The 12062-nt window shown below is 75.3% G+C and carries 11 protein-coding genes; 5 read left to right on the forward strand and 6 right to left on the reverse strand.

Annotated elements, in window-relative coordinates; all coding sequences use genetic code 11:
* Positions 1–85: 85 nt before the first annotated feature.
* The gene (locus PUR56_RS04690) at positions 86–1123 is read right to left on the reverse strand and encodes a LysR family transcriptional regulator (RefSeq protein ID WP_329877320.1); all 1038 of its coding nucleotides are present in this window, start codon (positions 1121–1123) and stop codon (positions 86–88) included.
* A 206-nt stretch (positions 1124–1329) separates the two neighbouring features.
* On the opposite strand from PUR56_RS04690, the gene PUR56_RS04695 reads away from it, so the two are divergent.
* The 3 genes from PUR56_RS04695 to PUR56_RS04705 all read left to right on the forward strand — a co-directional run bounded on the left by PUR56_RS04695 (position 1330) and on the right by PUR56_RS04705 (position 4063).
* Positions 1330–2343, forward strand: coding sequence for a YncE family protein (locus tag PUR56_RS04695; protein WP_329947952.1), 1014 nt, complete (start codon positions 1330–1332; stop codon positions 2341–2343).
* Positions 2344–2727: 384 nt separating this feature from the next.
* Positions 2728–3246 carry a hypothetical protein gene (locus PUR56_RS04700; protein ID WP_329947953.1) on the forward strand — a complete coding sequence of 173 codons (519 nt, stop codon included), beginning with the start codon at positions 2728–2730 and terminating at the stop codon, positions 3244–3246.
* Between the two features lie 166 nt (positions 3247–3412).
* Positions 3413–4063 (forward strand): hypothetical protein, encoded by a 651-nt coding sequence (locus PUR56_RS04705; RefSeq protein WP_329947954.1) that lies wholly within the window; start codon positions 3413–3415, stop codon positions 4061–4063.
* A gap of 148 nt (positions 4064–4211) precedes the next feature.
* Here the strand turns inward: PUR56_RS04705 and PUR56_RS04710 are convergent, their stop codons facing one another.
* The 4 genes from PUR56_RS04710 to PUR56_RS04725 form a co-directional block, all read right to left on the reverse strand.
* Positions 4212–4571: a DUF6204 family protein gene (locus tag PUR56_RS04710; RefSeq protein WP_329947955.1), complete on the reverse strand. Its 360-nt coding sequence runs from the start codon at positions 4569–4571 to the stop codon at positions 4212–4214.
* A 109-nt stretch (positions 4572–4680) separates the two neighbouring features.
* Entirely contained in the window at positions 4681–5871 is a 1191-nt protein-coding gene (locus tag PUR56_RS04715; RefSeq protein ID WP_329947956.1) for a type III PLP-dependent enzyme, read from the reverse strand.
* Positions 5864–6091 (reverse strand): hypothetical protein, encoded by a 228-nt coding sequence (locus tag PUR56_RS04720; protein ID WP_329947957.1) that lies wholly within the window; start codon positions 6089–6091, stop codon positions 5864–5866. The genes PUR56_RS04715 and PUR56_RS04720 overlap by 8 nt, the downstream gene beginning before the upstream one ends.
* 859 nt (positions 6092–6950) lie before the next feature.
* Complete coding sequence (locus PUR56_RS04725) at positions 6951–7934, reverse strand: NADP-dependent oxidoreductase (protein WP_329947958.1); 984 nt, start codon at positions 7932–7934, stop codon at positions 6951–6953.
* 133 nt (positions 7935–8067) lie between these two features.
* Here PUR56_RS04725 and PUR56_RS04730 point away from each other — a divergent pair, with 133 nt between their 5' ends.
* Positions 8068–8682, forward strand: coding sequence for a TetR/AcrR family transcriptional regulator (locus PUR56_RS04730; RefSeq protein WP_329947959.1), 615 nt, complete (start codon positions 8068–8070; stop codon positions 8680–8682).
* A 349-nt stretch (positions 8683–9031) separates the two neighbouring features.
* On the opposite strand, the gene PUR56_RS04735 is transcribed toward PUR56_RS04730, so the two are convergent.
* Entirely contained in the window at positions 9032–10144 is a 1113-nt protein-coding gene (locus PUR56_RS04735; protein ID WP_329947960.1) for a YncE family protein, read from the reverse strand.
* 379 nt (positions 10145–10523) lie between these two features.
* Here PUR56_RS04735 and PUR56_RS04740 point away from each other — a divergent pair, with 379 nt between their 5' ends.
* On the forward strand, positions 10524–11888 hold the full coding sequence (locus tag PUR56_RS04740; RefSeq protein ID WP_329947961.1) for an FAD-dependent oxidoreductase: 1365 nt from the start codon (positions 10524–10526) through the stop codon (positions 11886–11888).
* Positions 11889–12062 lie beyond the last annotated feature (174 nt).

The following is a 12062-nucleotide window of genomic DNA, read 5'->3' on the forward strand; positions in this document are numbered from 1 at the left end:
CCGGGGCCCGGCGGACGGCCCCGGCCCGCCCGCCGCGCCCGGTCGGGCCGTCCACCGGGCCCCGGCGGGCGGTGCGGGTACGGCCTCAGCGGCCGCTGAGCGCCGGCGAGTGGGGTGTCTCCCTGGGCGTCGTGGCGCGGGCCGCAACCGTGGCCGAGCCCGCCGCGTGGGGCCTCGTGGCGGCCGGGACTGTGGTGGAACCGTTCGGGGCGGTGCTCGGCCCGGCCTGGGAGGTCACCACGCCGCGGACCAGCTCGCGCAGCCAACGATGGCCCGCGTCCTGGTCGTTGCGCGGATGCCAGGCCATGCTCAGTACCACCTCGGGCAGCTCCACCGGCAGCGGGAACGTGGTCAGCCCCAGCGCGGTGGCCGCCGCGCCGCCGAGCCGGGCCGGTGCCAGGCCGACCAGCTCGGTCTCGCGGAGCAGGAACAGTGCCGCGGTGAAGCTCGGCACGATGGTCACCACCCGCCGGGAGAGTCCGACGTCGGCCAGCCGTTGATCGACCGGGCCGGGCCCGCGGCCGTGCCGGGAGACCGCGAGGTGGTCGGCGTTCGCGAACTCGCGGGCGGTGGGCGGCGGGCCGACCGTCAGCGGGTGCCCGGTGCGGGCGACGCCGACCAGACCGGTGGTGGTGAGGGGCTCGGTCCGGGTCTCGGGGTCCAGGTGGTCGATCACGCCGACCTCCAGGTCCACCACGCCGTCGCGCATCGCCGTCGTCCCCTCCAGGTGTTCCCCGAGGAAGCGCAGCGTCACGGCCGGCGCCTGCGCGCGGACCGTCTCGACCAGCGTGGAGCCTATCGCCGTCAGCAGGACGTCCCCGGTCTGGAGGGTGAAGCGGCGGTTCAGCTGGGCGGGTTCGGTGGCGGTGTGGGGGACCAGCAGCGCCTGGCCCCGGCTGACCAGCGCCCGGACCTCCGCCCGTAGTTCCACCGCGCGCGGGGTCGGGACCAGGCCGCGGCCGGCCCGGACGAGGATCGGGTCGCCGAGGACGCGGCGCAGCCGCCCCAGGGTGCGGCTCATCGCCGGAGCCGAGGTGTGCAGCCGCTCGGCTGCGCCGGTGACGCTGCCCTCGTCGAGCAGGGCGTCCAGGGCGACGAGCAGGTTGAGGTCGAGATCGGGCATGGGCTTCTCCGCGAGTGTTCGGTCGACTGGGTGGGGGTGGTGGGGGAGGTGGATGACCAGAACTGGAAAGTATGGTGACCAGGCTTTCACTGGAGTGCATGCAGATTCGGCATCTACCGTCGATCGTGACAACTCCCCTTCGGAGTAAAGGATCTGACGCGATGAATGACAATGACATGTTGGCGGTAGCCTGCCAAGGCGGCCGTGTGCTGGTCTTTCTCTCTGCGGACGGCTCTCGGCGGCTCGGTGAGGTGCCGCTGCCGCCCGAGCCGCACGAGATATTGTTCGACGCCGACCGGAGGCTGCTGTACTGCACGGTCACCTACCGCTCGGGCTTCTACGAGCACCACGGCGAGCAGGCTACCGAGTTGGTCCTGATCGATCCGGATCACTGGGTAGTGGTCGAGACCATTGACCTGGCGCCGGAGTGCGCCCCGCACGGGCTGGCGCTCGATGCGGCGCGCGCGCTGTTGTACGTGAGCGTGGAGGCCGGGCCTGCCGGGGACGGGGCGGTGCTCACGGTCGACCTCGCCGCGCGCAAGGTGGTGGAGCGGACCGGGATCGGCGCGCCGGGGCCGCACTGGTTCGCGCTCACGCCGGACGGGACCAAGGGCTACACGACGAACAAGGAGGCCCCGTTCCTCACCGTCGTGGAGACGGCGTCCGGTCCCGGCGGCCGGGGCCGGACCGGGCGGACGGTGGCGGTGCCCGGCAGCGAGGGCATCGCCATGAGTGCCGACGGGCGGTACGCGGTGGTGGCCACGCCGAAGCTGGACCTGACGGGCGCCCTCGCCGCACCGCCCGCCCTGACGGTGGTCGACGTCCGGACCGACCGGGTGGTGCGCACGCTCCCGCTGGCGGCGCCGGCCGTCCCGGTGCACCGGACGGCGGGCGGCCTCGTGCTGGCCGGGGAGGTCCACCTCGCGGCCCCGGCGGCGGACGGCGGGCCGGTGCCGGCGGCCGGGCGGCTGCGGATCTTCGGTGCGGCCGACGGGGGGCACGCGGGACCCGAGGAACTGGTGGAACTGGGGGAGGTGACGGTCGGACAGGTGCCGCTGACCGTCCACTCGTCGCCGGACGGCAGGTTCGGGTACGTCGCCACCATCGCCTCGGACACGGTGACCGTGGTGGACCTGACCGAGCGCCGGGTGGTCCGCGAGGTGGACCTGGGCCGGGGCGCCGGGCCCCACGGGCTGGCGTACGTGCCGGCGCCCCGGTAGCGACGCCGGCCCCGCCCGGGCGGTGGCCGATCACGGTGGTGCCCCGCCCGGCGAGCAGGTTCCGCGGTTCGCGGGGTGCGGGCGGGGCGGGGACCTCGTGGTCCCGGGCGTGGCCGCAGGGCGGGGAGGGGGCGCGGGCGCCGGGGGGCGTGGGGTGGGGCGACTCGCCGCCGGAGCGGGACGGTTCCCGGCCCGTGGCGGGCCGTCTCGTGCCGGGACGGAAAGGAGCGCGCAGGGTTCTCAGGGCGCGCGAGATGTCTGACGCGCGGGGCGTGCGGCCCGTCCTGGGCGCCCCGTTTCGCCGGTCCCGGGGCGGCGGACGGGACCGGTCCTTCCCGGTGGACCGCTGAGGATCCGGGACCTGACGGCCGCTATCGTGCGGGGATGACCACCGGTGCCGGGCTGTTGCCGCTGCTCTTCCTCGACGTCGACGGACCGCTGATCCCGTTCGGGGGCCCGGCCGGGCGGTATCCGGTGTTCCCGCAGAGCGAGGATCCGTCGAATCCGCTGCTGGGGCGGCTCGATCCGGCGCACGGGCGCCGGTTGGCGGCGCTGCCGTGCGAGCCGGTGTGGGCGACGACGTGGGGGCCCGACGCCAATGCGCACCTCGCGCCCCTGCTCGGGCTGCCGGAGCTGCGCGAACTGCCGCAACGGGCGGAGGACGGCGAGGCCGCGGCCGACGCGTGGGCGGGGCTGAGCCCGAAGACGCGCGGGATCGTGGCGTTCGCGGCCGGCCGGGACTTCGTCTGGGTGGACGACGAGATCGGCGGCCCCGACCGGACCTGGGTGGCGCGACACCACCAGGGGCGGGCGCTGCTGTGGTGGGTCGATCCGGCGGTCGGGCTGACGGACGGCGACTACGCGGCGGTCGGGGCCTGGTTGCACGAACGGGCGGGCGGGTAGCGCGAGGACGAGGGCCCGTGGCTTGCCGGACGGGTCGGGGGAGGACTCCCGGAGGGGGCGTGCGGTGGGACGGACGGCGGGTCGGACCGTGGCGGGCTGGGGGGCGGCATGCGCCGTCCTCGGCGCGGCGGTGATGCTGTGGAACCTGGCGGTGGGGTGGCCGTGGGTGACCTGGCCCGCCGTGCTGCTCGGCGCGGGGCTGGTGGCCGCCTCGGCCGGACTGCTGCTCGCTCCCGGCGCGGACCGGTGGTTCGACGCGCTGGTGGTCGGCGGGGTGGCGGCGCTGGTCCTGGTGGCGGTGGGGACCACGGCCGGCACGGCCGGGAACGTCCTGCGGTGGGGGCGGACGACCGAGCGGGTGACGGTCGTGCTCGGGGACTGCCGGGTGACGGACCGGCAGTGGGACGAGGTCGGGGGGTGGTCGGAGCGGGTCGAGTGCCGGCACACCTGGTCGGTCGGCGACCGGGTGTTCGACGAGCGGCGTGCGGCGGACCGCCGGTACCCGGACGGGCACGAGCTGCGGCGGTGGGCCACACCGGGGCGGGCGGAGCTGGACGAGCACGCGTGGACGTCGGTCGCCGTGCCGGGGGCGTTCGCGGTGGTGGCGGACGGGCTGGTGCTGTTCCTGGCGTGGGTGGTGGCGTGGAGCCGGGTCCGGGGGCCCGGGAAGCGTGCGGCGGGCGCGGCCGGCCCGGACGGCGCTGCCGACGACGGTGCCCCCGACGGCGGTGCCGGGAGTGTTGAGGGGGCCGAGGACCTCGGGGATCCCCGTGTCGGGGGCGGGGAGCGTTCGGCGGCGGGTGCGGCGGGCACCTGACGGTCGGCCCCCGCGCGGCGGGGGCGCCCTCCTGCTCGGCACGGGCGATCGCGCACCCGTGACCCCGCGCGGCGGAGAACGCGCGGGCGGGGCCGACGGCGTCCGGCGGGCGCACCTGCGGGCCGATCAGCAGGCCGGTGCGGCCCGGTCAGCCCGTGGCGGACCGGGCGGCGCGACGCCGGCGCTTGCCGAGCGGGGCCTGCGAGAGGTCCTCGGACTGGGAGCGGAGGTTCTTGTGACCGTAGCCGCGGTCGTCGAGCCAGGTCCGGGCGGACCGCTCGGCACGGTCGGCCGCTTCGATGATGTCCTCCTCGGTCTCGCCGGTGTCCTGGAACCGGAAGGTGAAGACGGCGCGCGCGTCGAGGTCGTAGCTGAGGTGCCCCTCGGGGGTGAACGACGCGTGGAGCACGTCGTGCTCGGCGGCTCGGGACCGGAGTTCGGCGAGCTGCTCGGGGGTGAGGCCGTCGAAGACGCCGCGGACGGTGATGCGGAAGGTGCGGGTGGTCATCCGTCGAGCCTAGTGAGGGGCTCGGAGCGGGTGCCACGGGTTTCGGCGGACGCGGTCCGGCCCCCGCCACGGGGGTGGGCGGGGGCCGGACGTTCGGGGGTGGAGGCGCTCAGACCTCCTCGGGGCCGCCGGCGGTGGTGCGGACGCAGCTGTAGGGGAGCGGGGGGATGCCGTTGAACCCCTGGGTGGTGTAGGCGGTCGAGTAGGCGCCGCAGGAGAGGATCCAGACCGGGTCGCCGGAGGCGGCGTCCCGGGGCACCGGCATGCCGGGGCCCTCGTCGGCGTAGGCGTCGTCGCTGTCGCAGGTGGGGCCGGCGACCACGGCGGGGACGGTCTCCGCGCCGGCCCGGCCGGGGAACTCCAGCCGGTACCGGAGCTCGTCCATCTCGTACAGGCCGTTGAACTTGCCGCAGCTCAGGTAGAGCCAGTGCACCCTCTCGCCGTCGAGCTGTTGACGTTCCGTCAGGCGCGTCACATGGGCGCGGATGGCGCCGTGGTCGGCGACCAGGTGGCGGCCGGGCTCGATCAGGAAGTCCAGCGGCGCGGCGGACGCGTCGCGCAGGCGCTGGATGCCCTCCCGGATCACCGCGAACATCTTGTCCACCGGCGGGTCGAGCGGGCGGCCCTTCCGGTCCAGGACTCCGAGGGCGGGCAGGCCGCCGCCGAGGTTGACGTGGTCCAGCAGGATTCCGCGCCGGCCGGCCTCCTCGACCACGGCGGTCAGGGCTTCCAGGGCGTTCTGCCAGGCCTCCGAGGTGAGCTGCTGGGAGCCGACGTGCACGGAGAGCCCGGCCGGGGTCAGTCCGGCGGCGCGGGCCGCCTCCAGGACCAGGACGGCGTCCTCGGGCGAGCAGCCGAACTTGCGGCTGAGGCCCCAGAGCGCGCCCTCGCCGGTGGTGGCGAGCCGGCAGAAGATCCGGGCGCCGGGGGCGTGCACGGCGATCGCGGCGACGTCCGCCAGGCTGTCGGTCGCGAAGTCCCGGACGCCGAGCCCGTACGCCTCGGCGATCTGGCGGTCCGACTTGATGGTGTTGCCGTAGTGGATCCGGTCGACCGGGACGCCGGTGCGCAGGGCCTGGGCGATCTCCTGGGGTCCGGCCGCGTCGAAGCCGGAGCCCCGTGCGGCCAGGGCCGCCAGCACCTCGTCCACCGGACAGGCCTTCATGGCGAACCGGACAGCGACATCCGGCAGTTCGCGCAGCAGGGCGTCGTACTGGGCCTCGATGCCGTCCAGGTCGAGGACGAGTCGGTCGTCCTCACCGGTGGCCAGGGCGGCGCGCAGCCGGTCGTACTCAGGCATCGTCGGTACTCCAACCGGGGCCGGCGGGGGCCGTGTCGGGCCCGTCCGGCGAAGAGCTGCGGGCGTGCGTCTCCGGGGCGGGCGTCGTCGACAGCTGCCGGACGGCGCGGACGCCTGCGGCGGAGGTGGTGGTGCGGGCGAGGGGGGCCTCGCCGTCGTCGCTGAAGCAGGGGTGCTCGGAAGCGGCTCGATACAGGTACCCGTCGGGCTTCGGTATCACGTCACTCCAAGGTTCGGGTCGGGGCATCGGGCTGATGGCCGTGCAGGCGGGCGGCGCCCGGGCATGCCGGAGCGCCGGTTCGCGCGCATGGTGAGGCAGGGCCGGACGCGGCCCTGAGGAGAAGTCGGACGTGCGGTGGTGCCGACTGACGGGCGTCAGACGGCGGGAGGGTCAGGTGGTGGGCTGTCGGATGTCGGCGCAGGAGGGCGGGATGCGGGAGGCTCCGGCGGCGCGCCGTCGCGCGGCCGGGCGTACCGGGGCGCCGGTCGGCGGTCGGCATCGCCAGGCGTGCGGGCGGATGCCGTGGCCGGAATTCCTGGCCTCCTTCTCGGTCGATTCCCCCGCGTGGGGGCTGACACCCTCGCTGGAACAGGTGGCGTCATTCGTCAACTCGCGTGTTCGCCAAGGTGTCTCGGGAGGTGTTCCGGCCTCGTTAAACCTGCGTTCCCTCTACCGTGGACTAGACCAACTTGCGGTGTCAACCCTTGCTCGGGAGAGCTCTGGGGGTGGCTTCGTGAAGGTGGCGAACCGGGCATGACCTGCGCCGGAGCCTCCGGACCCGTCCTCGTTCGAACGGGTTGTGGAGGTGTCCGGCCGAACGGGCAGTGGAGGGTGCCTGTTCGCGCAGGGCGGCGTCCGAAAGGGCACCAACCGCACCCCGCTCGGCGGGCATTGACGATGCGTCCGGCCTTTGCGAGGGCCCGGTCGGCCGTGCGGCCCGGGACGGCCGATGCCCCCGGGGCGTCGGAGCACCGGGGGCATCGGGCGGGGCGGGCGGGCTGGAGGGGGCGGGCCGGGGCGGTCGGAATCCGGCCGGGAGGCCCCGGCCCGGGGAGGTGGTGCGGCGCCGGCGATGGGGCTACGGGTGGACCTGAAGGACGAGCTTGCCCCGGAGGTGTCCCTGCTCGGCGCGCCGGTGCGCGGCCGCCGCCTCCGGGAGCGGGTGGACGCCGTCGACGTGGACACGGATCCGGCCGTCGTCCAGCAGTGCGGCGAGCTCGCCGAGGTCGCCCCCGTCGGACCGCACCTGCTGCATCCGGTCGGGCAGTGAGATGCCGAGTCCGGTGGCCCGTTCGCGGTGGTAGTCGCCCAGGTAGACGGGCAGGATCAGGCCGCCGCGCCGGACGGCCGGGAGCAGGCGGTGGGCGTCCGGCCCGCCGACCGTGTCGACCAGGAGATCCGCCGCGTCCCGGGCGGCCTCGGCCGCGGGCGTCCGCGTGTAGTCGACGAACTGGTCCACGCCGAGCCCGCGGAGGAACTCCTCGTGCCGCCCGGAGGCGACGCCGATCACCCGCTCCGCGCCGGCGAGGCGGGCGAGTTGGACGGCGAAGTGTCCGACCCCGCCCGCCGCGCCGTTGACCAGGGCGGTGCCGCCCGACAGGGGGCGCAGCTCCCGGATCAGGAACTGGTAGGCGGTGAGCCCGGCCATCGGTACGGCGGCGGCCTCGACGTGGTCGAGCGCCGCCGGCTTGGCGGCCAGGTGGTCGGCGGGTGTCGTGACGTACTCGGCGTACCCGGAGCCCTGCCCCGGGAAGCGGATCATCCCGAAGACCTCGTCCCCGGGCTGCCAGGCGGTGACGCCGTCGCCGAGCGCGGCCACCACGCCGGAGACATCGCTGCCGAGGACGAGCGGCGGCGTCCACGGGGGCCGGAGCCCGGCCGGGATGCGGGCGAAGCCGGTGCGCGCGTACAGGTCGGGCGGGTTGATTCCGGCGGCGTGCACCCGGACCAGCACCTCGCCCGGCCCGGGCACCGGCCGGGGGACCTCCTCGTACACCAGTACCTCGGGGCCTCCGAAGGCGTGCAGGCGGACGGCCCGCATGGTCGCGGCGTGGTTTCCCATGGCTGTCTCTTCCTCTCCCCGTGCGCCCCCGGGCCTCTCCCCGGCCGCGGGGGCGACCGCCCGGTAGAATCCGGAGCGGTGCTCCGGTAAGAAAACCGGAGCAGTGCTCCACTTGTCAACGGTGAGGATTCCCATGCCCGTCGAGCCCGCCCCGCCCTCCGCCGGGCGCGCCCCGCGCGCCGACGCGCGGCGCAACCGCGACCGCGTGCTGGAGGTGGCGGCGGAGGTGGTCGCCGAACAGGGGGCCCAGGCGTCCCTGCGCGACGTCGCCCGCCGCGCCGACGTCGGCCTCGGCACGCTCTACCGCCACTTCCCGACCCGGGACGCCCTGTTGGAGGCCCTGCTGCGGCGGCGTTTCGAACTCCTCGCCGACCGGGCGGACGCGCTGGCCGTCGCGGAGCCGCCGGAGCGGGCGCTGGGGGTCTGGCTGCACGAGTTCACCCTCGGTGCGGGCGCCTACCAGGGGCTCTCGGCCGCCCTGCTGGCCACTCTCGGCGATCCCGAGTCGCCCCTGCACGCCGCGTGCCTGACGATGCGCCAGGCGTGCGGTCGGCTGCTGTCGGCGGCGCAGCGGGACGGCCTGGTCCGCACGGACGTCGACGCCGTCGACCTGTTCGCCCTGGCCAACGCCCTCGCGTGGATCGCCGACCAGGCCCCGAGTCTCGCGGAGCGGCGCGATCGCCTCTTCGGTCTGGTGCTGGACGGCCTGGCGCCCCGGGGCGGAGATGCCGCGTCCGCGGGGCGCTGAACATCGGGAGCGAACCGGTGGCGCCGATTCCGGGGCGCCGAGGTGCGGGGCGCCGAGGTGCGCGGCGCTGATTCCGGGGCGGCGTGTGAGGACCCGGCCGAGGGCGGTCGCCGGTGCCGGCGACCGTCGCGGACCTGCCTGACCCGTGCCGCGCCATCGGCCGGTGGCCGGTCGTGAAGGGCACCGGACGCCGGTACGGAAGGGCGGGCCGGTGGACGCCCGGTGCACGGGCGGGCAGCGCGGCGGTGGCCCGCCGGGTACTCCGGTGGCGGTTCCCGGACCGGAGTACCGTCCGGGAACCGCCACCGCCACCGCCCCGCGGGGCGGGGGCGCGCCGCGGGGCGGGTCGTCAGAACCTGACGGTCTTCAGGTACGAGGAGTCGCCGCGAATTCCGGCCAGGTAGAGGGTGTGCCCGCCCGGGGCGAGGGCGGTCGCGGAGACCCCGTCCAGGCCGAAGCCGGTGAGCGTCTCGCCGGGGAGGCCGGCGTTGGTCGCGGTGTCGTAGGCGAGCACCGAGGCGCGCGGGGTCCAGCCGTCCTTGAGCACGTGGATTCGGCCGCCGTCCGTGCCGACCGCCACGTAGTGGAGGTCGACCGGTCCGTCGGCGAAGGTGAAGACGGGCCGGGCCGTGTCGTTGACGGTGTCGACCGCGTAGCCGGTCCCGGCGTTGACCTGGGCGCCCAGGGCGTACACGTGCAGGCTGTCGGGGGAGGCGGCCAGCTCCTTGGTGGCGCCGATCCTCTCGACGGTGCGCAGCACGGTCGGGACGGGCGCGGTGGTGTCGAGGTGTTCCAGACCGGCGTCGGTGGAGACGTAGGCGCCGGCACCGCCCGGCTGCAGGGCGATGGCGTCGACCGCGTGGCCGCGCAGCGGCACGGTCGCGGTGAAGGCGCCCTGCTGGGTGCCGAACACCAGCACCCGGCCCGGCCGCACGCCCTGGCCGTGGAGCTGCGGACCGTACTGGTCGACGTAGACCTTGGATCCGTCGGGGCTGACCGCCAGGTCGGTCAGGCCGCCCGCCGACCAGCCGGCCGGCCTGGGCTGGTCCGGTGCGGGAGTGCGGGCCACCACGGTGTTGGCGGCCGGGTCGACGGCGACCAGGTGGTCCGACACCAGGACGTAGAGGCGCCGGCCGTCCTGGCTCACCACGGGCCGCCCGGCGGTGCCGTCGTCCGCCAGCGGCAGTTCGGCGACCACCGCGCCGGACCGGGTGTCGACCGTCCGCAGGACGACCGGGGTCCGGCTGCCGGCCCGGTCGGACGCCACGACGTAGGCCCTGTTCCCCTCCGGACCGACCGCCAGCCCCAGCGCCCGCCACCCGATGGCGGTACCGTCGTGGCCGCCGGGCGTACCCGGTACGGTGTCGGCGACGGCCGCCCCGGCGCCCGCGCCGGTCAGCAGGAGGACGGCCGAGGCCACCAGCGAGCCCGTCCAGCGGGCCTTTGACACGCGCGAATTCATGATTCCCCACCCTGTGGTCTAGACATCATGTCGTGGTGCGAGGGTCAGGCTAGGGCACCGGGAGGGCGTTCCGGGGGCGGTTTCCGGCCCTCGTGCGGACGGGGGCGGGACGTGGCCGGCCGGCCACGCGGGCATGGCCCGATCGCACCCGGTCGGTCCGGTGTCGGGGCCGAGGCCGGAGCCGGGGCCGACGGGGCCGCGGTCCGGAGGCGGGGCCCGGGGCGCCGGGAAGTTCCCGAACCGGCCATAGGTCAGCTCTATGACCTCATAGATCCACACCGACTACTGTCGGCACGTACCACCCGTGTTGGCTGGTCGTGGGGTCGCCCTCGCCCTCCTGCCCGCCCGTCCGTGTTCCCGTTCGGAGGATCGCCCCGCCATGTCCCGTCCGATCCGAGTCGCGATAGTCGGCGCCGGCCCCGCCGGAATCTACGCCGCTGACGCCCTGCTCAAGTCCGACGCCGCCCAGCAGCCCGGGGTCTCGGTCGACCTCTTCGAGCGGATGCCCGCGCCCTTCGGGCTGATCCGGTACGGCGTGGCGCCCGACCACCCGCGGATCAAGGGGATCGTCACGGCGCTCCACCAGGTGCTGAGCAAGCCGCAGATCCGGGTCTTCGGCAACGTCGACTACCCGGCCGACGTCACGCTCGACGACCTGCACCGCTTCTACGACGCGGTGGTCTTCTCCACCGGCGCGATGGCGGACCGGGCGCTCGACATCCCCGGTGTCGGACTCGAAGGCTCCTACGGGGCGGCCGACTTCGTCTCCTGGTACGACGGCCACCCGGACGTGCCGCGCACCTGGCCGCTGGAGGCCGAGAAGGTCGCCGTGCTCGGCGCGGGCAACGTCGCGCTGGACGTGGCCCGCATCCTCGCCAAGACCGCGGAAGAGCTGCTCCCCACCGAGATCCCGCCGAACGTCCACGAGGGCCTGCGCCGCAACAAGGCCCTGGAGGTGCACGTCTTCGCCCGGCGCGGACCCGCCCAGGCCAAGTTCAGCCCGATGGAGCTGCGCGAGCTCGACCACTCGCCGACCATCGAGGTGATCGTCGCCCCCGAGGACATCGACTACGACGAGGGCTCGATCGCCGAGCGGCGCGGTGCCAAGCACGTCGACATGGTCGCCTCGACCATCGAGAACTGGGCGATCCGCGACGTCGGCGACCGCCCGCACCGGATCTTCCTTCACTTCTTCGAGTCCCCGGTGGAGGTGCTCGGCGCCGACGGCAAGGTGATCGGGCTGCGCACCGAGCGCACCGAACTCGACGGCACCGGCAACGTGCGCGGCACCGGCCGGCACACCGACTGGGACGTCCGGGCGATCTACCGGGCGATCGGCTACTACTCGGACGAGCTGCCCAAGCTGCCGTTCGACCCGGTGTCCGGCACCGTCCCGAACGCGGCCGGCCGGGTGCTCGCGGCCGACGGCTCGCACCAGGCCGCCACGTACGTCACCGGCTGGATCAAGCGCGGCCCGGTCGGCCTCATCGGACACACCAAGGGCGACGCCAACGAGACGGTCGCCTGCCTGCTCGCGGACCGGGCCGAGGGCCGCCTCCCCGGCGCCGTCGAGCCCGAGCCCGACGCGGTCCTCGCGCACCTGCGCGGGCGGGGCGTCCGCTTCACCACCTGGGAGGGCTGGCAGCTGCTCGACGCACACGAGCGCGCGCTCGGTGCGGCGGAGGGGCGCGAGCGGGTCAAGGTCGTGGAGCGGGAGGACATGCTGCGCAGCAGCGGGGCGTAGCCGGGACGGCGTGCCCTCGGTCCGCGGGCCCGGCGACCGGTTCCGGTCGTCGGGCCCGGTCCGTTCGCCGGGTCTGTTCGCCGGGGCCGTTCGCAGGCCCCGGCCTCCGGATCCGGTCGTCAGGTCCTCGGGCCGCCGGACCGCTCGGGCCGCGTCCGCCCCGACGGGCGCCGG

This window comes from Streptomyces sp. BE303 (assembly GCF_036290945.1).
In the GTDB taxonomy this organism is placed as follows: domain Bacteria; phylum Actinomycetota; class Actinomycetes; order Streptomycetales; family Streptomycetaceae; genus Kitasatospora.